20 protein-coding genes are annotated in these 20,174 nt (G+C 53.1%); 13 read left to right on the forward strand and 7 right to left on the reverse strand.

Translation table 11 applies throughout. The features are described from left to right. The first annotated feature begins 818 nt into the window (after nucleotides 1–818). The 6 genes from ABLV78_RS11525 (at nucleotide 819) to patD (ending at nucleotide 7,899) form a co-directional block, all read left to right on the forward strand. On the forward strand, nucleotides 819–2,231 hold the full coding sequence (locus tag ABLV78_RS11525) for an aminotransferase-like domain-containing protein (RefSeq protein WP_045394010.1): 1,413 nt from the start codon (nucleotides 819–821) through the stop codon (nucleotides 2,229–2,231). Between the two features lie 318 nt (nucleotides 2,232–2,549). Further along, nucleotides 2,550–3,695 carry a putative ABC transporter substrate-binding protein YdcS gene (ydcS, locus tag ABLV78_RS11530; RefSeq protein ID WP_045394012.1) on the forward strand — a complete coding sequence of 382 codons (1,146 nt, stop codon included), beginning with the start codon at nucleotides 2,550–2,552 and terminating at the stop codon, nucleotides 3,693–3,695. 17 nt (nucleotides 3,696–3,712) lie between these two features. Further along, on the forward strand, nucleotides 3,713–4,726 hold the full coding sequence (locus tag ABLV78_RS11535; RefSeq protein ID WP_047048760.1) for an ABC transporter ATP-binding protein: 1,014 nt from the start codon (nucleotides 3,713–3,715) through the stop codon (nucleotides 4,724–4,726). A gap of 1 nt (nucleotide 4,727) precedes the next feature. Next, complete coding sequence (locus ABLV78_RS11540) at nucleotides 4,728–5,657, forward strand: ABC transporter permease (protein WP_045394017.1); 930 nt, start codon at nucleotides 4,728–4,730, stop codon at nucleotides 5,655–5,657. Beyond that, nucleotides 5,647–6,453: an ABC transporter permease gene (locus ABLV78_RS11545; protein ID WP_045394020.1), complete on the forward strand. Its 807-nt coding sequence runs from the start codon at nucleotides 5,647–5,649 to the stop codon at nucleotides 6,451–6,453. The genes ABLV78_RS11540 and ABLV78_RS11545 overlap by 11 nt, the downstream gene beginning before the upstream one ends. 21 nt (nucleotides 6,454–6,474) lie before the next feature. Beyond that, a complete protein-coding gene (patD, locus tag ABLV78_RS11550; protein ID WP_045394023.1) occupies nucleotides 6,475–7,899 on the forward strand; it encodes an aminobutyraldehyde dehydrogenase in 1,425 nt (474 codons plus the stop codon). A gap of 235 nt (nucleotides 7,900–8,134) precedes the next feature. Here patD and ABLV78_RS11555 read toward each other — a convergent pair whose 3' ends face one another. Together ABLV78_RS11555 and yncL are read right to left on the reverse strand one after the other, a co-directional pair. Further along, nucleotides 8,135–8,257, reverse strand: coding sequence for a small membrane protein (locus ABLV78_RS11555; protein WP_072251384.1), 123 nt, complete (start codon nucleotides 8,255–8,257; stop codon nucleotides 8,135–8,137). A gap of 789 nt (nucleotides 8,258–9,046) precedes the next feature. Then, nucleotides 9,047–9,139, reverse strand: coding sequence for a stress response membrane protein YncL (yncL, locus tag ABLV78_RS11560; RefSeq protein ID WP_064571558.1), 93 nt, complete (start codon nucleotides 9,137–9,139; stop codon nucleotides 9,047–9,049). A gap of 192 nt (nucleotides 9,140–9,331) precedes the next feature. Between yncL and ABLV78_RS11565 the strand changes: the two genes are divergently transcribed. Then, the gene (locus ABLV78_RS11565; RefSeq protein WP_015366412.1) at nucleotides 9,332–9,505 is read left to right on the forward strand and encodes a GhoT/OrtT family toxin; all 174 of its coding nucleotides are present in this window, start codon (nucleotides 9,332–9,334) and stop codon (nucleotides 9,503–9,505) included. Nucleotides 9,506–9,580: 75 nt separating this feature from the next. Then, the gene (locus ABLV78_RS11570; RefSeq protein ID WP_045394028.1) at nucleotides 9,581–10,330 is read left to right on the forward strand and encodes an alpha/beta fold hydrolase; all 750 of its coding nucleotides are present in this window, start codon (nucleotides 9,581–9,583) and stop codon (nucleotides 10,328–10,330) included. Between the two features lie 15 nt (nucleotides 10,331–10,345). Here ABLV78_RS11570 and ABLV78_RS11575 read toward each other — a convergent pair whose 3' ends face one another. Continuing rightward, nucleotides 10,346–11,779, reverse strand: coding sequence for an aldehyde dehydrogenase (locus tag ABLV78_RS11575; RefSeq protein WP_047048756.1), 1,434 nt, complete (start codon nucleotides 11,777–11,779; stop codon nucleotides 10,346–10,348). 188 nt (nucleotides 11,780–11,967) lie between these two features. Further along, complete coding sequence (locus ABLV78_RS11580) at nucleotides 11,968–12,636, reverse strand: hypothetical protein (RefSeq protein WP_047048753.1); 669 nt, start codon at nucleotides 12,634–12,636, stop codon at nucleotides 11,968–11,970. A gap of 233 nt (nucleotides 12,637–12,869) precedes the next feature. Between ABLV78_RS11580 and ABLV78_RS11585 the strand changes: the two genes are divergently transcribed. Further along, nucleotides 12,870–14,468 carry an ABC transporter substrate-binding protein gene (locus ABLV78_RS11585; protein WP_047048750.1) on the forward strand — a complete coding sequence of 533 codons (1,599 nt, stop codon included), beginning with the start codon at nucleotides 12,870–12,872 and terminating at the stop codon, nucleotides 14,466–14,468. A gap of 17 nt (nucleotides 14,469–14,485) precedes the next feature. Further along, nucleotides 14,486–14,719 carry a YdcY family protein gene (locus ABLV78_RS11590; protein WP_047048747.1) on the forward strand — a complete coding sequence of 78 codons (234 nt, stop codon included), beginning with the start codon at nucleotides 14,486–14,488 and terminating at the stop codon, nucleotides 14,717–14,719. Nucleotides 14,720–14,727: 8 nt separating this feature from the next. Here ABLV78_RS11590 and ABLV78_RS11595 read toward each other — a convergent pair whose 3' ends face one another. Both ABLV78_RS11595 and ABLV78_RS11600 read right to left on the reverse strand, forming a co-directional pair. Then, the gene (locus ABLV78_RS11595) at nucleotides 14,728–15,177 is read right to left on the reverse strand and encodes a DMT family transporter (protein WP_047048744.1); all 450 of its coding nucleotides are present in this window, start codon (nucleotides 15,175–15,177) and stop codon (nucleotides 14,728–14,730) included. Next, complete coding sequence (locus ABLV78_RS11600; protein WP_047048742.1) at nucleotides 15,174–15,692, reverse strand: GNAT family N-acetyltransferase; 519 nt, start codon at nucleotides 15,690–15,692, stop codon at nucleotides 15,174–15,176. Before ABLV78_RS11600 ends, ABLV78_RS11595 begins: the two co-directional genes overlap by 4 nt. Before the next feature lie 159 nt (nucleotides 15,693–15,851). Here ABLV78_RS11600 and ABLV78_RS11605 point away from each other — a divergent pair, with 159 nt between their 5' ends. The 3 genes from ABLV78_RS11605 (at nucleotide 15,852) to ABLV78_RS11615 (ending at nucleotide 17,974) form a co-directional block, all read left to right on the forward strand. Beyond that, entirely contained in the window at nucleotides 15,852–16,427 is a 576-nt protein-coding gene (locus ABLV78_RS11605) for a helix-turn-helix domain-containing protein (protein ID WP_047048740.1), read from the forward strand. A 65-nt stretch (nucleotides 16,428–16,492) separates the two neighbouring features. Then, nucleotides 16,493–17,530 (forward strand): NADPH-dependent curcumin/dihydrocurcumin reductase, encoded by a 1,038-nt coding sequence (curA, locus tag ABLV78_RS11610; RefSeq protein WP_047048737.1) that lies wholly within the window; start codon nucleotides 16,493–16,495, stop codon nucleotides 17,528–17,530. A gap of 150 nt (nucleotides 17,531–17,680) precedes the next feature. Beyond that, nucleotides 17,681–17,974, forward strand: a complete 294-nt coding sequence (locus ABLV78_RS11615; RefSeq protein WP_047048733.1) for a DUF406 domain-containing protein — start codon at nucleotides 17,681–17,683, stop codon at nucleotides 17,972–17,974. 72 nt (nucleotides 17,975–18,046) lie between these two features. On the opposite strand, the gene pqqU is transcribed toward ABLV78_RS11615, so the two are convergent. Next, complete coding sequence (gene pqqU / locus ABLV78_RS11620) at nucleotides 18,047–20,158, reverse strand: TonB-dependent receptor PqqU (RefSeq protein WP_047048732.1); 2,112 nt, start codon at nucleotides 20,156–20,158, stop codon at nucleotides 18,047–18,049. Nucleotides 20,159–20,174: the final 16 nt, after the last annotated feature.

A 20,174-nucleotide genomic window follows, 5' to 3' on the forward strand; every position in this document is an offset into this window, starting at 1 on the left:
TTAGAGGGGGGAGAGGCGTGATAGCAGACGCAGAAAAGCGCTTTTTTATGATAACAGTTGCGGATTGTTATTCTTTCTCTTGATGTTTCATATTTGTGAAGTTAATTTTCATGTCATCATAAATAATCAATTTCGTATTGTGAATTTATACCAGTTATACTTCACACTTTTATTTACGATTTTCCTTATGACTTGCGCTGTTTTTTGTTAATTATTCTGCTAGCCTGTGATGGTGTTATGTTTTGCCGTCAAGTTTACCTCTTAAATATCTGTATTCATTATGTGAATTTGATATCCATTATTTTTTAATATATTAATTGATAAAGAAAGGGAGAGGATTTGTCAAAGAAAGGCCTGCGAAGTTTACTTATCTCATTGTTGATCATGAGCATTTTTTGGCTTGCCGTGGGCGGCGGAGTCTATCTGCTTATTTGAGCTACTAGTATCCCGGCACGAAATCACTTCATTTTTAGATGCGTGATGAATTTATCGGTCGGGCTGATTTAATCGCTGATTCACAACATGAGAAATAAAGCGTATCTATGTTCAAACGATTAGAGTTGGCATCGATACGTCGTGCGCATCATTCATATTTTTTCTAACTTGCGGACTTGCCTGATACTTTATTGCTATCCTCAAATGCGAATAATTCATCATTGATAATACAATTTCATGTTCTTTCAGCGGCAAGATCACCACTTGCCGTGCTATCAGATACTCGCTCAGTGGCATCTGTCAGGTATATCAGTTTTTAAAACCTGCCATTTTTGACCATCTGTTATAAGATACGGCATCCCGTTGATGAAATGGATGCGGTAATGAAAAAGTATCAGCAGCTTGCGCGACAGTTAACTGAACAGATCGCGCTTGGCGTTTGGCAACCCGGCGATCGGCTACCCTCCTTACGCGAACAGGTTGTCAGCAGCGGAATGAGTTTTATGACCGTCAGCCATGCCTACCAGTTACTGGAAAGCCAGGGACGGATTATCGCTCGTCCACAATCCGGTTATTATGTGGCGCCGCAGCCGGTGAAGCAGCGCCAGCCTGAGCCTCCCGCGCAAGTGACGCGCAATGAGTCGGTTGATATCAACACCTATATTTTCGACGTCCTGCAGGCGAGCCGCCAGGCGTCGATGCTGCCTTTTGCTTCCGCTTTTCCCGACCCGCGTCTGTTTCCCTTGCAGCAGCTAAATCGTTCGCTGGCTCAAGTGAGTAAAACCGCCACCGCCATGAGCGTGATCGAGAACTTGCCGCCGGGCAACGATGAGCTTCGTCATGCTATTGCCCGGCGTTATGCGTTGCAGGGAATGAACGTATCGCCGGATGAGATAGTCATTACCGCCGGTGCGCTGGAGGCGTTGAACCTCAGCCTGCAGGCGGTGACTGAGCCCGGCGATTGGGTCGTCGTCGAAAATCCATGTTTTTACGGCGCGCTGCAGGCGCTCGAACGGTTGCGACTTAAGGCGCTATCGGTGGCCAGCGATGTGAAAGAGGGGATCGATTTAGCGGCGCTGGAACAGGCATTGCAGAGCTACCCGGTCAAAGCCTGCTGGCTGATGACCAATAGCCAGAACCCGCTCGGATTTACGCTGACGGCAGACAAAAAAGCGCAACTGGTGGCGCTATTGACACGCTACAACGTCATGTTGATTGAAGATGACGTTTACAGTGAGTTGTACTTTGGTCGGGAAAAACCGCTACCCGCAAAGTACTGGGATCGTGATGAGATGACGCTGCACTGTAGCTCATTTTCAAAATGCCTTGTCCCTGGATTTCGTATCGGCTGGGTTGCCGCTGGCAGGCATGCCCGCCGTATTCAGCAGTTACAGCTGATGAGTACGCTATCTACCAGTTCGCCGATGCAGTTGGCGCTGGTCGATTATCTCTCGACCAAACGTTACGACGCGCATTTACGCCGGTTGCGGCGACAGCTTGCCGAGCGGAAACAGCTGGCCTGGCAGGCATTGCTCCGTTTTTTACCCGCCGAGGTCAAAATTCACCATAGCGATAGCGGTTATTTCCTGTGGCTGGAGCTGCCCGCTGGCGTCGATGCTGGCGAACTCAGCGCTCTGGCGTTACGGGATAACATCAGTATTGCGCCGGGTAAAATGTTTTCTACCACCGCTAACTGGACCTCATTTTTCCGTTTTAATACCGCCTGGGGCTGGGGAGAAAAAGAAGAGCAGGGAGTCAAACGGCTCGGCGAACTTATACGTCAACTTTTGTCTTAGCTTATTCATCGCTTTTTTTAATTGCCGGTTTTTATTTTTCCGGCAATTTATCCACTTCATTCTTGTATTCATTAATCAGTTTAAAATATCCACCAGCACCGGGTCGTCATAGGGAATATGCATACTCATCCCCCTGCCATAACTCCTTGTCTATAATCCATATTATCGAATCGTGGTGGCGATTTTTGCGGAATGCGCACCTGGTCACAACCTGAGGAAATTTCCCCAGAGCCCCGCAGGCCGCCGTCTACCCTTATTAAGGGAGATATTTTTACGGCACGGCTGCCGCTACTTTTATTCTGACAGGAGTAAGTTCAAATGAGCAAAAAATTTGCCCGTGGCAGCCTGTGCGCGCTGAGTATGGTTGTGCTGACAGCGCAAGCCGCTGAACCGCCGTCTTCGCTGGATAAAGGAGAAGGGCGGCTCGATATTATTGCCTGGCCGGGTTATATCGAACGCGGTCAGACGGATAAGAATTATGACTGGGTAAGCCAATTCGAAAAAGAGAGCGGCTGCCAGGTTAATGTGAAGACTGCCGCCACTTCAGACGAAATGGTCAGCCTGATGGCGAAGGGCGGTTACGACCTGGTGACCGCCTCCGGCGACGCCTCGTTGCGCCTTATCATGGGCAAGCGTGTACAGGCGATTAATACCGCGCTGATCCCAAACTGGAAAACGCTTGACCCGCGAGTTGCCAAAGGCGCGTGGTTTAACGTCGGCGATAAAGTGTACGGCACGCCCTATCAATGGGGGCCGAACCTGCTGATGTACAACACTAAAACCTTCCCGACGCCGCCTGATAGCTGGAAAGTGGTTTTCGTCAAACAGGATCTACCGGACGGAAAAAGCAACCAGGGGCGAGTTCAGGCCTATGATGGTCCGATTTATATCGCTGATGCTGCGCTATTTGTCAAAGCAACGCAGCCGCAGTTAGGAATTAACGATCCCTATGAACTCACCGAAGCGCAGTATCAGGCGGTGTTGAAGGTGCTGCAGGATCAGCATCCGCTGGTTCACCGTTACTGGCACGATGCAACCGTTCAGATGAGCGACTTTAAAAACGAAGGCGTGGTTGCCTCGGGCTCCTGGCCGTATCAGGCCAATGGTCTGAAAGGTGAAGGTCAGCCCATCGCTACCGTCTTCCCAAAAGAAGGCGTGACCGGCTGGTCCGATACGACGATGTTGCATAGTGAGGCAAAGCATCCGGTATGCGCTTATAAGTGGATGAACTGGTCGCTGACGCCGAAAGTACAGGGCGATGTCGCCGCCTGGTTTGGATCGCTGCCCGTGGTGCCGCAGGGCTGTAAAGCCAGTACGCTATTGGGAGACAAAGGCTGTGAAACCAACGGTTACAACCAATTCGACAAGATTGCGTTCTGGAAAACGCCGATTGCCGAAGGCGGAAAGTATGTTCCTTATAGCCGTTGGACCCAGGACTATATCGCGATTATGGGTGGCCGCTAAGCGCCTGGAGACTGAACATGACCTACGCGGTAGAGTTTGATGACGTTTCGCGTTTGTATGGTGACGTACGCGCGGTGGATGGCGTGAGTATCGCCATTCGCGATGGCGAGTTTTTTTCCATGCTGGGGCCGTCAGGCTCCGGCAAAACCACCTGCCTGCGCTTAATCGCGGGCTTCGAACAGCTATCCGGCGGTTCGATTCGTATTTTTGGTCAGCAGGCCAGCGAATTACCGCCCTGGCAGCGTGACGTCAATACGGTTTTTCAGGATTACGCGCTATTTCCGCATATGTCGATCATCGACAACGTCGCCTATGGGCTGATGGTGAAAGGCGTGGGCAAAAAAGAACGTCAGCTTCGCGCCCAGGAAGCCTTAGAAAAAGTGGCGCTTGGGTTTGTGCACGCTCGCAAGCCTTCGCAGCTATCCGGCGGTCAACGGCAACGGGTCGCCATTGCCCGCGCGCTGGTCAACCAACCTCGTGTGCTGTTATTAGATGAACCGCTTGGCGCGCTGGATTTAAAACTGCGCGAACAGATGCAGGTAGAGCTAAAAAAACTTCAGCAGTCGCTGGGTATTACTTTCATTTTTGTTACTCACGATCAGGGTGAGGCGCTGTCGATGTCCGATCGCGTGGCGGTGTTTAACAATGGCCGTATTGAGCAGGTCGATTCGCCGCACTCGCTCTATTTACAGCCTAAAACCGCCTTTGTCGCCGGATTTGTCGGCACCGCGAACGTTTTTACCCCAGAAGTTTCGCAGCGCCTATGCGGGGTGGCTGGCGCGTGGTCACTCCGTCCTGAACATATTCGACTGAATGGCGGCGGTGATATTCAGGTTCAGGGGACCGTGCAGGCGGTGCAGTTTCAGGGGGCATCAACGCGTATTGAACTGAAACTTGCAGCGGGCGAAAAGCTGCTAGTCAGCCAGGCCAACGTTGATGGCGGGGCGGCGTTGAGCGCGCCGCGGTTGGGGCAACAGGTATTGGCCGGCTGGTCGCGTTCGGCGATGGTCTCCCTGGAAAGCGGAGGCTGAGATGACGATGGCGCTTGTACAACCAACGACCGGGAGGATGTCAGGGCTGTTCTGGCGAAAACCGTCATTGGGCCTGTTTTTACTGCTGCTGGGCCCGTTGATGTGGTTTGGGATTGTCTATCTGGGATCGCTCCTGACGCTGTTGTGGCAAAGCTTCTATACCTTTGATGACTTTACGATGTCGGTCACCACGGATTTGACGCTCGCTAACCTGAAGGCGCTGTTTAATCCCGCCAACTACGACATCATTGTCCGTACCCTGGTGATGGCTATCTGCGTGACTATTGCCAGCGCAATCCTGGCGTTGCCGATGGCGTGGTATATGGCGCGTTATACCCGCGGCAAGATGAAAGCCTTCTTTTATATCGCGGTGATGTTGCCGATGTGGGCCAGCTATATCGTTAAGGCGTACGCTTGGACGCTATTGCTGGCGAAAGATGGCGTGGCACAATGGTTTCTCGGCCACCTTGGTCTGGAGAGCGTGTTAAATATGGTATTGACCATCCCGGCGGTCGGCGGCAATACCTTATCGACCTCCGGGCTCGGGCGATTCATGGTGTTCGTCTATATCTGGCTGCCGTTCATGATCCTGCCGGTACAGGCGGCGCTGGAACGCCTGCCGCCGTCGCTGCTGCAGGCCTCCGCCGATTTAGGCGCTCGACCGCAACAAACCTTCCGCTACGTGGTACTGCCTTTAGCCATACCGGGTATCGCGGCAGGTTCTATCTTTACCTTTTCCCTCACCCTTGGCGATTTTATTGTGCCGCAACTGGTGGGACCGCCCGGTTTCTTTATCGGCAACATGGTTTATTCGCAGCAAGGCGCGATTGGCAATATGCCGATGGCGGCGGCGTTCACGTTGGTGCCGATTGTTCTTATTGCACTGTATCTGGCGTTTGTTAAGCGCCTGGGAGCGTTTGATGCACTCTGAACGCGCACCGTTGTTTCTCAAAATCGCTACCTGGGGCGGAGTGGTATTTCTCCATTTTCCACTGCTGATTATCGCCTTGTACGCCTTTAATACAGAGGATGCCGCTTTCAGCTTCCCGCCGAAAGGGCTGACGCTCCGCTGGTTCAGCGAGGCTGCCGCTCGCGCAGATATCATTGAATCAGTGACGTTGTCACTTAAAATCGCCGCTTTATCCACGGGGATTGCGCTGGTGTTGGGCACTCTCGCTGCCGGCGCGCTGTGGCGGAGTTCGTTTTTTGGTAAGAATGCCGTGTCGCTGCTGTTGCTATTACCTATTGCACTTCCCGGCATCATTACCGGCCTGGCGCTGCTGACGGCATTTAAAGCCGTCAATCTTGAGCCTGGCTTGCTAACCATCGTGGTGGGTCACGCGACCTTCTGCGTGGTGGTGGTGTTTAACAACGTCATTGCCCGATTTCGCCGGACATCATGGAGTCTGGTGGAAGCATCGATGGATCTTGGCGCTACAGGCTGGCAAACCTTCCGTTACGTGGTGCTGCCCAATTTGGGTTCGGCACTGCTGGCGGGCGGGATGCTGGCATTCGCTCTGTCCTTTGATGAAATTATCGTCACTACCTTTACCGCCGGACATGAGCGGACGTTACCGTTGTGGTTGTTAAATCAACTGGGGCGCCCGCGCGATGTACCGGTCACCAACGTGGTCGCGCTGTTGGTGATGTTAGTGACGACTGTACCCATCCTGGGGGCCTGGTGGCTAACCCGTGACGGTGAGAATAACGCCGAAAGCGGAAAATAATACACTTTACAGGATCATGCTATGCAACATAACCTTTTGATAAACGGTCAATTAGTGGCGGGGGAAGGCGAGGTGCTGCCGGTATTCAATCCTGCCAATGGCGAAACGATTATTGAGATTGCGGAGGCGACCGAGGCGCAGGTTGATGCCGCCGTCAATGCTGCAGATCGTGCGTTTGTCAGCTGGAGCCAGACAACGCCGAAAACCCGCGCCGAATGTTTGCTGAAAATGGCGGATGTGATTACTGAACATGCAGAAACGCTCGCCAAACTGGAGTCTTTAAACTGCGGTAAACCGCTACATTGCGTTATCAATGATGAAATGCCGGCGATTGCCGATGTATTTCGCTTCTTCGCCGGCGCCGCGCGTTGCCTGCCGGGAATGGCTGCTGGGGAGTACCTTGAGGGGCATACCTCAATGATCCGCCGCGACCCGGTGGGGGTGGTGGCCTCGATTGCGCCGTGGAACTATCCGCTAATGATGGCGGCGTGGAAGCTGGCGCCCGCGCTGGCGGCCGGTAACTGCGTGGTGATTAAACCTTCAGAAATCACCCCACTGACGGCCTTGAAGCTGGCGGAACTTGCAAAAGACATTTTCCCGGCCGGCGTTATCAACGTGCTTTTCGGCCGGGGCCCAACTGTTGGCGACCCGCTCACCGGCCATAGTAAAGTGCGTATGGTTTCGTTGACTGGTTCGATTGCCACCGGCGCCCATATTATTGGTCACACGGCGAATTCGATTAAACGCACCCATATGGAGCTGGGCGGTAAAGCGCCGGTCATTGTTTTCGATGATGCCGATATCGATGCCGTCGTCGAGGGCATTCGTACTTTCGGTTTTTATAACGCCGGTCAGGACTGTACTGCCGCTTGCCGTATTTACGCGCAACAAGGCGTCTACGATCGGCTGGTTGAAAAACTGGGCGCGGCCGTGGCCAGCCTGAAAATGGGGCAACCGGACGATCCATCCACGGAACTGGGGCCGGTCAGTTCGCTTGCGCATCTCGAACGGGTGACAGCGGCTGTCAACGCTGCGCGCGCCTTACCGCATATTAAAGTGGTAACCGGCGGCAGCCGCGCGGCGGGGAGTGGTTACTATTTCCAGCCCACGCTGTTGGCTGGCGCACAGCAGGATGACGCTATCGTACAACGCGAAGTTTTTGGCCCGGTAGTTAGCGTGACGCCGTTTAGCGATGAGGAACAAGTATTAACCTGGGCTAATGATTCGCAATATGGGCTTGCCTCCTCGGTGTGGACGCAGGACGTGGGCCGCGCCCATCGCCTGAGCGCGCGTTTGCAGTACGGTTGCACCTGGGTGAATACCCATTTCATGCTGGTTAGCGAAATGCCGCACGGCGGACAGAAGCTATCTGGTTACGGCAAGGACATGTCGATGTATGGCCTGGAGGACTACACGGTGGTTCGTCATGTAATGGTGAAACATTGAATATTAACGTGCCGGCAGCATTATCACGCTAATAGTTGCAATAGCAATAAATGTTAAAAAAGATAAGGGGTAATATGAGAGTATTCTTATACCCCTTCAAGAGCTAAGCCATTGTGAGTGCCGGAGATAAGCGCCGGATGGGGTGTAAACAACTAAGCATGCTATTAATTGTTGATCCCTGCAGGATGATGCGGGGATTTTTTTTGCGTATCGACTTTTTATGCCGATTTAATAATCAATGTTTGTCTTTTTTTGATGGCAGGCCCGAGTGGCGGCGCTCACGAATATAAGAGATAAGACTGTAGATTGCGATCACCAATAAGACTAAAGCCATTAGCAGGGCAAGTATTCCTGACATAAGCGACCTCAAAAATAAGTAACAGGAAAAGCAAAAACGTTATAACTAATAGTAATGAACCTATGCGGAAGTTCGTGAGTTTGCAAATAATAATTTCTTTCACTTACCGGAATATAGAGCACAAAATAACACCTGGAAATCTACACTCCGCATTAACCATAAGGTTGAGCAGTCGATTGCTGATTATCGGCAGTCGCTAATTTAAGAAAATTCTCACCTCATAAAAGCCAAGTATAGTTAGCTATCCATAACCCGGTATGCGGATTGCCAGATCATTTTGTTATTTCCAATGAAATAAATATCCTCTCGCTAGCAGAAGGGGGACATAACGGATCGCACTCCTCAGAAATGCTCTCCAGGAAGGGAATGATTGTAGCCATAATGTTAAATTCTGAATGAAATCGCCACGGGACAGTTGTTATCGTGTAGGCGATTTGACTTTTTCGCCTCGCTCATGAGAAAATTTTACATAATTTGTTATTCTGACGTTGAATCGGTTTTGAAAAAGCTAGCATTTATCCTGTTACTCATCGGCGTAAGCGCAATGCTTTACGACAATCTCCCTGCCCAGCGAATTCGCGGTTGTGAAAGCCTGGGGGCAACTGAGGGGGTTTGTACAGCGGTCGAGTGGGATACCGAAAAGCTGAATTTCTTGCCGTCATATAACCCGGAAAGTCTTAAGACTATTGTAGTGCTTCAACAGAAAGCCGACGGGAAACGCGCGACAATTAAATCATAAAAAAAGCAGCCGCTGAGGCTGCTTTTTTAGGTTTAGTTGCTGAAAAATTACTAAAACCAACCAAAACGAACGGATAACAGGCTAATAAGCGCAAGCGCTGCGCCGACATTAATCAGAATTACGGTTTTGCTGGAAACATCCATAACGCCACCTTTATGAGTAAGCCCCTACATTTATAGTCGGTGGCGTAGAGTTGCGCTATCGGACAACACTGAATCAACCGTTTTTCCATGGTCTTTGCAGTTGCTTGTTTTGTGAAGTATTGATCTCTGACGTACTAAGTGGTGCGGGACAGGATAACGCGTGTTGCGCGATGTCTGACAGGGAAGGAAAAAATGACTTTATACCAGAAGATGCTGGTTTTTTATGCCGTAATGGGCTGTATTTGTGCGTTGATAAGCTGGTTTTTAACTAAGGAAAGCCGCTGCATTCGGCTGCTGGCAGCGCTGTTGATTGGTGCGACATGGCCGTTCAGCTTTCCTATGGCACTGCTGGTTTCACTTTTCTGAACAACAGAAATGGCTGGCCTAATTATCTTGATGGCTGTATATAAATACAGTTAAAAATAATAAGGATGCCATCTGATGAACAGCTTCTATTCGCATTTAGCCGGCGCAACGGTCCGTTGGTTTGATTTCCAAGGCCAGGGGGACCCTATTGTGTTCATTCATGGGTTAGGTTGCGCCTCTTCATACGATTACCCGCCAGTGGTTTCTAACCCTATATTGAATGGGCGCCGGGCCTTACTAATTGATCTTCCAGGCTATGGTTACAGCGATAAACCGCTTCAGTTTGGTTACCGAATTGCTGACCAGGCTGCGGTCGTTGTGGAGTGGCTGAACAAATTGCAGGTCAGCCGCTGCATTCTCTACGGCCATAGTATGGGGGGCAGTGTGGCTATTGAGGCAGCGCAGCGGCTGGGCAAACGCGTTGAGGCCTTAATTGTCGCCGAGCCCAATCTCTATGCCGGTGGGGGATTCTATAGCTGTAAAATCGCCGGACAGACGGAAGATGATTTTATCGCCAACGGCTATCAGTCGATGCTGGCGGCAGAAACGTCCCCATGGAAAGGTTGCCTACAAAATAGCGCACCGTGGGCGTTATGGCGGGGAGCTACCAGCCTGGTAGTAGGCGCTTCTCCCTCGTGGTTTGAGCGTTTTATTCACCTGCAATGCCGTAAAACGCTTATCTACGGTAGTTTATCGCTACCCTCACAGGAAGCGGAAGACGTCGAAACTGCGGGTATCGCATTGGCTGTCATACCACAGGCGGGGCATTCGATGGCATGGGAAAACCCGGCCGCGCTGGCGCGCGCGATTGCCGGGCTGGTCTGAAAGCATCGCGGGAAATCAGAATGGTAATTCGCGTGGCCGAGTTTGCATGGTTATCCAGCGAAGCTCGGTGAATTCAGCGATCCCGGCGCGCCCTCCAAAGCGGCCATAGCCGGACGATTTACAGCCGCCGAACGGCATCTGCGCTTCATCATGTACGGTAGGGCCGTTAATATGGCAAATACCGGTTTGCAGATTTTGCGCTACATTCCAGGCGCGAGCGCTATCGCGGCTATAAACCGCTGCCGCCAGGCCGTATTCGCTATCGTTCGCGACGGCCAGAGCCTCTTCCTCGCCGTTAACCCGGATCACCGATTTGACCGGGCCAAAAGATTCCTCATGCCATATGCGCATTTCACGCGTCACGCCATCCAGCAGGGTGGCGCGCATTTGCGTCGAATCCGCTTTTCCACCGCAGAGTATATGTGCGCCTTTACTTAGCGCATCATCAATCAACGCGTTGCAGCGTTGTACCGTTTTCAAATCGACCACCGGGCCGAGAAGCGTAGAAGGTAGTGCGGAAGCGCGTTGGCTGATTAATGCGACGAACTCATCCGCGATGCTCTCATCGACAATAATGCGTTCGGTGGACATACAAATCTGTCCGGCGTTGGCAAAAGCGCCGAAAATCGCGCCAGCCGCGGCTTGTTGTAAATCTGCGTCATCCAGGACTAACAGCGGCGCTTTGCCACCCAGTTCAAGTATCGCAGGTTTCAGATGCTCTCCGCAGGTGCGGGCAATAATGCGCCCAACCGGGGTCGACCCGGTAAAATTGACCCGTCGTATGGCAGGGTGAGCAATCAGCGTCTCCACCAGCGCAGGCGCATCGGCTGGCGAGCAGGTAAGATAATTCACTACTCCATCGGGAAATCCCGCCGCCGCGAGGGCATCGACGATTAAGCTTTGCGTCGCCGGTGAGAGTTCCGAGCCCTTAAGGATAACCGTATTGCCACAGGCCAGCGGCGTGGCGATGGCACGGGTCGCCAGAATGAGCGGCGCATTCCACGGCGCCATAGCCAGCACCACGCCGGCCCCCTGACGTACGCCCATCGCCAGATTGCCGGCCACGTTGGAGGGAATAATCTGACCTTCGATTTGCGTGGTTAAGGCCGCGGCTTCACGCAAAATATCTGCCGCCAGGTGTACGTTGAATCCGGCCCAGTGCGCTGTCGCGCCGGTCTCCGCCGCCATAGTAGCGATAAATTTCGCCTCTCTACGCTGCATTTGCTCGGCGGCTTCCAACAACAGCCGGCGACGTTCGGAGGGGATGGTGTCGCGCCATGAGGGGAATGCGGCGGCTGCTGCTTCTGCGCAGCGACGAGCGTCATTGATGCTCGCCGCTGCGGCGGTAGAGGCTATCTCGCTATGTTGCGGATAACGGCGAGTGAAAGTGGCGTGACCTTCGGCATCGTGCCAGCGGCCGCCGCTATATAAGCTGCAGGTTATTGTCATTAGCGTAACCTCATTGGTCTGCGGAGCGTCGAGTCTACCGCCTTACCTCATTGCGTAGCGGCGAAAGGGCGGTTATCGCACAATTTTTTTGCAGATTTCTCAGCGGGTCACAACTTAGTACAATAATGAGAACGGCGAACATGGGCCGCAGCAAACACAATCTATTCGCCACAGCCCACAGAGGATAGTTAATGTAATGGCTGTTCCTGTAGCGCGTCAGAATATTGTTTTAGCCTTTTAATTTTGTCTTTTAAAATCCAGCTTAACTCGGAAATATTCATTTTTATTTCGTCAATATCGACCGAACTGCCTTCCACGAAGGCAGGCGTTGTGCCGACGACGCCGCTCGCCAACGCTTTATTTGTTTCACAGCGATAGCCGATCTCATAAAGCCTATCGCTTAGCTTTTTCTCAAAAGCGTTGAGATTGTCATAAGCCCTGAGATAGTCCGTAATTTGCGCGGCGGAATGTAATATATAAAATCGTGATTTCACGGCCGGCGTTTTATCAAGATCAATAGCAATTGAGTCGTCGGGAACGAATAGATTAACGGTGGGTACTGCCGCCGCTGGCGAACGTCGGGTTACATCATAAATCCCTCCATCGTCGGCCTGTAAGGCGGCGTGATGCGTTGCGACCAGAAAACAGCCCGGCCAGTAGTTTATCTCCCAGCCCAGCAGCATTTTTCCACCGACCTGTTCGATCGCCGCGCTGACGTTCCAGTAGGCGTTTCCCTCGGGCCCCGGTTTATCAATAACCGGGAGATAGATTGGACTGGCGCCAGGATTCAACTCTTCGGCAAATTGCAACAACCGCGGGTCGTTGAGAGTGATAGGCTGATAAATCGAATTCGTCATGTAACGCTCCTTTGACTGAAATGGGACAATGCGGCACGCGATTGGATCTTAGTCGTAAATAATCATTTTGTCGTACCGGTGCGGGAGTCGCTGATGATAGTGACGTTAAGCAAAGCAAACAGCGCTAACCTTATGAGTTAAAGTGTGAATCTAATAGCGATTCATTATTTGCTGGTTGTATTCCGCTGTGCTGTTATTAGTAGGCATATAACAAATTTATAAGGTTTATAACCATGTCTACAGGGAAATCACTACTTGCGCTGGCTTTAAGCGCGCTGTTACCGGCCGGCGCCGCGTGGGCGGCATCCAACGACACGCTGGTCTACTGCTCGGAAGCCTCGCCGGAATCCTTTAACCCGCAAATCGCCAGCTCTGGCCCTTCATTCGTTGCCAGCTCGCAGGTGCTCTATAACCGCCTGATTACCTTCGACCCGCTTAAAAACACGCCGATTCCGTCGCTGGCGACCGAATGGAAAGTGTCTCCGGATGGTAAAACCTGGACCTTTACGCTGCGTAAAGGCGTGCAGTTCAACAGCAATAAATACTTTAAGCCGACCCGCGATTTCAATGCGGATGATGTGCTGTTCTCGGTGCTGCGCCAGCAGGATCCGCAGCATCCTTATCACAACGTGTCGCAGGGCAATTATGAATATTTCCACGACGTCGGTCTTGATAAGCTGATTAAAGAAGTGAGGAAGATCGATGATTATCACGTTCAGTTTGTGCTGAGCGAGCCCAACGCGGCGTTTCTCGCCGACTGGGGGATGGATTTCGCTTCGATTCTTTCTGCGGAATATGCCGATGCGATGTTGAAAAAAGGAACGCCGGAATACGTCGATAGCTGGCCGATTGGCACCGGCCCGTACGCGCTCCAGCAGTATAAAGTGGATTCACAAATCCGCTATATTGCCAACCCGCACTATTGGGAAGGCGAGGTGCCGACTAAACATCTGATCTTCTCGATTACGCCGAACGTTGAGACTCGTCTGGCTAAGCTGCAGACCAATGAATGCCAGATTATTCCCGCGCCATCGCCGGTACAGTTCCCGGTGATTAAAGGGAATAAAGATCTGGCGCTACACGCGGTGGAAGCGTTGAACGTGGGGTATCTGGCATTTAATACTGAAAAGAAACCGTTTGATAACGTGCTGGTACGTCAGGCGCTGAACTACGCCACCGACAAACAGGCGATTGTGAAAGCGGTCTTCCTTGATTCCGGCAACGTGGCGAAATCGCCGATCCCGGCCAATATGCTCGGTTACAAGAAGGATTTACCGGATTACGACTACAATCCGCAGAAGGCGAAAGAGCTGCTTAAGCAGGCGGGATTGGAGCAGGGCGCAGAAGTGACCCTGTGGTCGATGCCGGTACAGCGCCCGTATAACCCGAACTCGAAGCGGGTCGCTGAAATGATTCAGAACGACTGGAGCAAAGTCGGCATTAAAGCGAAAATCGTCAGCTATGAATGGGGCGAATACCTTTCCGGGATGCGCAAGGGCGAGCATGATAGCGCGCTGTTTGGCTGGATGTCCGATAACGGCGACCCGGACAACTTCGCCGGCACGCTGCTGAGCTGTGATAATATCAAAACTGGCTCTAACTTGGCGCGCTGGTGCGATAAGTCCTATGATGCGCTGGTGAAAAAAGCGCTTCTGCTAAGCGATCCGCAGGCGCGCGCTAAACTCTACCAACAGGCCCAGGAAATTTTCTATCAGCAGGCGCCGTGGATCACGCTGGCGACGGGTAAAACTTTCTACGCCACCCGCAGCAACGTCAGCGGCTACAGCGTGAGTCTGATGGGAAGCGATTTTTCCAAAGCGAAGCTGAATTGATCAAAAAGGAGAGTAGGATGGCCCATCTGGACGATGTCATTGCCAGGGTCGATGAGACCATTGCCGGGGGCGTGATTAGCCATATGAACGAGCTACTGATAGCGTTAAGCGATGATGCTGAACTGGGCCGTGAAGAACGCTATACCCAGCAGCAGCGCCTGCGCACCGCGATAGCCCATCACGGGCGTCAACATCATGAAGATCAGGAAGCGCGCCGCGAGCAGTTAACCAAGGGCGGCGAGATCCTTTAAGGGTGAGCTCAAAACTGGCGCCTGGCCACCAACCAGGCGCCGACCACCAGCATCACCGCCCCGCATACTGGCCCGATTAACGCCCTAATCGGCACGCCGTGGGCGCGAATCAAATCAATAATCAACCCGCCTACCAGCTGACTGGCCACCAGTACCGCAATGGTCGTCGCCGCCCCTACGGTTTGATAACCGCTGATGCTGGCGAAGACGAAAAACGATCCCAGCAGGCCGGGGATGAGGGTCCACCATTTGATATTCAGCGCCAGTTCCTGAAAACCTGCCGCGCCGTGGCGCAATAGCAAAATAGTCACAAAAATAACAATTCCCACCAGCGAATTGAGCAACATGGCGATAAGAATCGTCGAGGCGGATTGGGTAATACGGACCATCAGGGTGTTTTGCAACACCAGACCGACACCCGCCGCTATCAGGCAGGCAAGGGTGAGCGACTGATTCATGCCTCGCCGTCCGGATCCAGGCGATCGTCGAGCTGTAGCTGCATAAAGGTCAAATCCAGCCAGCGGCCGAATTTAGTCCCCACCTGCGGCATCTGCCCACTGGTGATAAATCCCAGGGTTTCATGCAGATGCAACGAAGCGTTATTGCGGGATTCAATTCCGGCTACCATCACATGTTTACGCAGGCGTCGCGCTTCAGCGATAAGCGCGACTAACAACTTGCGGCCGATCCCCTTACCTTGATGATCGGGATGGACATACACCGAATGTTCAACGGTATGGCGGAAACCGTCAAATGCGCGCCAGTCGCCGAACGAGGAGTACCCGGTAATGACGCCGTTTTCTTCACTCACCAGCACCGGATAACCGGCAATCTGCCGGGCTTCAAACCAGGCAATACGGTTATCGGTATCGACGGTTTTGTCATTCCAGATGGCAGCGGTATGCAGTACGGCGTGATTATAGATTTCGGCGATCGCCGCGCAATCGTCTTTACTGGCATGGCGGATGGACATAGCAAGCCTCAAAGTCTGTACACTATAGTAGTACGGTATTATTACAATAATGAACGGCAGGCTGTCATCAGTTTTAGCAATAAATTTTATACAGAACGCGCAGTGTCGGGGATAGCGGACAGTTGTGTAATACGGTGGTGCGCACTATATTGTTACGCCATGAATACTATAGAAGACAACCTCAACCAGCGCATTAGCGCACGCATTCGTATCGAACGCGAGTCCCGCGGCTGGTCGTTGAGCGATTTGGCTGAACGCGCCGGGGCCTCGCGGGCAATGGTGCATAAAATTGAACGTGGCGAGAGTAGCCCCACCGCGGCGATGCTGGGCCGTCTCTCTGGCGCGTTTGGCATCAGTATGTCGACGTTAATTGCGCGTGCAGAGATGCAGGAGGGCAAGCTTTTGCGCTTTGCCAACCAGCCGGTGTGGCGCGATCCGCAAAGCCACTATTTGCGCCGGCACGTCTCGCCGCGTAGCGATCTGCCGATCGACCTGGTGCAAATAGAATTGCCGGCCGGCAGCGATGTACCGATGCCCGCTTCTTCGTACGCGCTGGCGCGACAGCTCATCTGGCTACAGCAGGGTGAATTAGTTTTTGTTGAAGGGAATATTCGCCATCAGATGCAGGCGGGGGATTGTCTGGAACTGGGGCCGCCCAACGATTGCCGGTTTATCAATGAGTCCAGCGAGACTTGCGTCTATCTGGTGGTACGCCTGAATCAATCCGGCTCATAATGTTAAAGCGCGTTAAGCATAAAACGGCTAGCCTCAGTACAGGCCGTTAACAAGAGGAGTTTGCTATGACCGCTAATCCACAACGCCATCACCGCTGGGTATTGGCTTCACGCCCGCACGGTGAACCTACCGCCGAAAATTTCAGACTGGAAGAGGGCGATCTGCCGACGCCGGGGGCGAACCAGATCCTGCTGCGGACTATTTATTTGTCACTCGACCCTTATATGCGCGGACGGATGAGCGATGCGCCTTCTTATTCGCCACCGGTGGAGATTGGCGCGGTGATGGTCGGGGGGACGGTAAGCCGTGTGGTGAGCTCTAATCACCCTGATTTTAAACCCGGTGAGTGGGTGCTTGGCTATAGTGGCTGGCAGGATTATGCGCTTTCCGATGGTAGCGATTTAGTTAAGCTCGGCGACAATCCTGAACACCCTTCCTGGGCGCTGGGGGTGTTAGGTATGCCGGGATTTACCGCTTATATGGGGCTGCTGGACATCGGCCAGCCGAAAGCGGGCGAAACGCTGGTGGTAGCGGCGGCAACCGGCCCGGTGGGGGCAACCGTCGGGCAGATCGGCAAACTTAAGGGTTGCCGCACCGTCGGCATTGCCGGCGGCGTCGAGAAATGTCGTTATGCGGTAGAGACTTTAGGCTTCGATGTTTGTCTTGATCACCGCGCTGCGGATTTCAGCCAGCAGCTGGCGCAGGCGTGTCCGCAGGGAATCGATGTCTATTATGAGAACGTCGGCGGTAAAGTCTTTGATGCGGTTCTGCCGTTGCTGAATACCGCGGCGCGGGTTCCCGTGTGCGGATTGGTTAGCGGCTACAACGCCACCTCGCTGCCGGATGGACCGGATCGGCTGCCGCTGCTGATGGCGACGATCCTTAAAAAACGTATTCGTATGCAGGGCTTTATCATCGGCCAGGATTACGGCCATCGCATTGCCGAGTTCCAGCAGCAAATGGGGCGCTGGGTACAGGAAGGTAAAATCAAATATCGCGAGCAGCAGATTGATGGCCTGGCGCAGGCGCCGCAGGCGCTGATTGGTCTGCTGAAGGGAGAAAACTTCGGCAAAGTGGTGATTAACGTCGCAGCGGACGAGTAACGTCACCGCCTTCTCTAACGCCCCCGAAGACGCGTGCGGGGGCGCTTTCGCCGCCTTTAACCAACAAAATGACTAATCCATACTTTTATTAATGGTTTGCTTTTCCGTGAGCGGCTTTTTATCCTTAAGGAAACTTAAGAGGTTAATGTGATGAAAGATGTAGTTGATAAATGCAGTACCAAAGGCTGCGCCATTGATGTTGGCACCATTATCGATAACGAAGACTGCGTTTACCGGGTCGAGAAACTTTTCCCTACCCGTGAAGAGGCGGAGTCCGCGGTAGCGGCCATTCGCGAACGCGCCGTTGCCGCCGCCAGCGAAACGCCGTCCGTAGATTACACGATTGAGCAGGTGGGTAATGAGGCGAAACTGGACGCGGCGGTGAATTTCTCCTGCCAGGCGGAAAAAATTATTTTCGAATTGTCCTTGAGAAGCGCGTTCTAACAGACTGCGGCGGAATCAAAAAGGGATCCCAATTGGGATCCCTTTTTTATCATCACCCATCGGCGGGCGTAGTTACTCGAAACGCCAGGCGAGATTCATACCGATGCCGAAGTTACGGCCCGGCGCTGGTTCGTAATAACGACCATTGGATTCGTTGACAATCACTGAGCCCGCGTAATTACGGTCAAACAGGTTATCGACCCGGCCGAACAGATCCATATCCATTTTCCCGTAGCTCCACTTATAGCCGGTGGTCAGGCCAACCACGGTCCACGATGGCGCTTTGGCGGTGTTGGCGTCGTTGGCCATAATGTCGCCCATATAACGGATATCGCTCCCTGCGTACCAACCCTGTTCCGGCTGGTAGCCGAAAGAGGCATAGCCCATATTGCGGGCGATGCCCGGAATGCGATTGCCGTTGCAGTCTGACGAACCGCAAACGTTCGTGCGATAGGTGGCATCGAGCCAGGTCCATGCCGCTTTTAATTTCCAGCTGTCGCCAAACTGCTGGTCGAGGCCAAGTTCCATTCCCTGACGACGGGTTTTACCGGCGTTTTTATAGCTGGTGCGGCCGCCGCTGCTGGAGTCGACTACAATCTCATTGTCGGTATCGGTCTGGAACAGCGCGGCGGTGAACAGTCCGTTGCCTATCCGCGTTTTGCTGCCAATTTCCACGGTTTCATTTGTGGAGGGTTTAAGATCGAAGTTTAATCCGCTCTGATTGCCGGAACGATACGAGAGTTCATTGATTGTCGGCGTTTCAAAACCGCGCCCGGCGGAAAGATAGATATTCCAGGCATCCGTGACGGCATATTTCAATGAACCGGCTGGCAGCCATTTGTGATAGCTGGCATCGCCGCTATCGTCGCCGTTACCCGGAGTGACGTAATAGTCGTTAGAGTCAAACCACACCGAACTGTAGCGGACGCCAGCGTCGAGGGTAAGCTTCTGCGTCAACTGCCACTGGGTTTGCAGGTACGGATCCAGGTTCCACATCAGATTGCGTTCATTACGGCGCAGGTCGCCCTGTTCGCCGTATTGCGGCGCGCCGTTCACCAGAACGTAGTTTTCATAGCCCTTACGTCGTTCGCTCATGTTTTCGTAATCAAGACCGGTGGTAAAGGTCACCGGCACCAGTAATTCACCGCGGTGGGTCCAGCGGGTGTCGATCCCCTGATAATGGCGAGTTAAATCGATGACGCCCCCGGAATGCGAGGGCTTCAGCTGCGGCGCCATCGGGATTGATTGGTACTGAGTGGTTTCGCGCTCGCCGGCGTACATCATCACGCTCAGATCGTCCTGCTGGCTAAGCTGGCGTTCGTAGCGTAACCCGGCCTGGGTCTGTTTCACCGTTTTACGCGTGTTGTATTGATCGCCGCGCGGCGATTGGCGCGGATTATTCTGCCACTCCTCGTAGCTCAATCCGCCCGGGTCATTAGCTTTGATATCCACGCTATTGAATAGCAATGTTAATTTACTGACGTCGTTAATCCGCACGCCTAATTTGGCGTTGGCGAGATTTTTACGCGCGCCGCTGTGATCGCGAGAACCATGAGTGGTGAAACGGTTGGTCGACACCGTGTAGTCGACATCACCTGCCTGGCTACCGTCGCCGACGGCGCCGGTTGCTTTCAGTCCGTAATGCCAGGTACCGAAGCTGCCGTAGTAGCTGCTGGCCTCGATGGTCGGCGGCTGGCTGCCGGTTTGGGTATTGACGTTAATTACGCCGCCGGAAGAGTTGCCATAGAGCGCGGAAAAAGGTCCGCGTAACACTTCCAGGCTATCGATGCTGCCGATATCGATATTCGATGTCTGCCCCTGGCCATCGGGCATGGTGGCAGGGATACCGTCAACATATAGCCGCAGGCCACGCACGCCGTAGGTGGAGCGGGAACCGAAACCACGAATCGACAACTGCAAATCCTGAGCATAGTTTTGCCGGTTTTGTACCTGCAAACCGGGTACCGCGCCGAGCGATTCCGAGAGGTTAATTCGCGGGGCGGCCTGACGCATATCATCGCCATTCACTACGCTGACGGCGGCAGGGGTATCCAGTTCGGAAACCGCGGTAGGCGTCGCCGTGACGACCATGGTTTGTTCGTCGTTGGTGCTGGCGTGCACGTTGGCGACGAGAGGGAGTAATAAAGCGGGGAGCGCGACCGTGCGCATGGCAATAATCTTCATCAAAGCGACTCGCAAA

Source organism: Klebsiella sp. CN_Kp075 (genome assembly GCF_040065055.2).
Classification (GTDB): domain Bacteria; phylum Pseudomonadota; class Gammaproteobacteria; order Enterobacterales; family Enterobacteriaceae; genus Klebsiella; species Klebsiella aerogenes.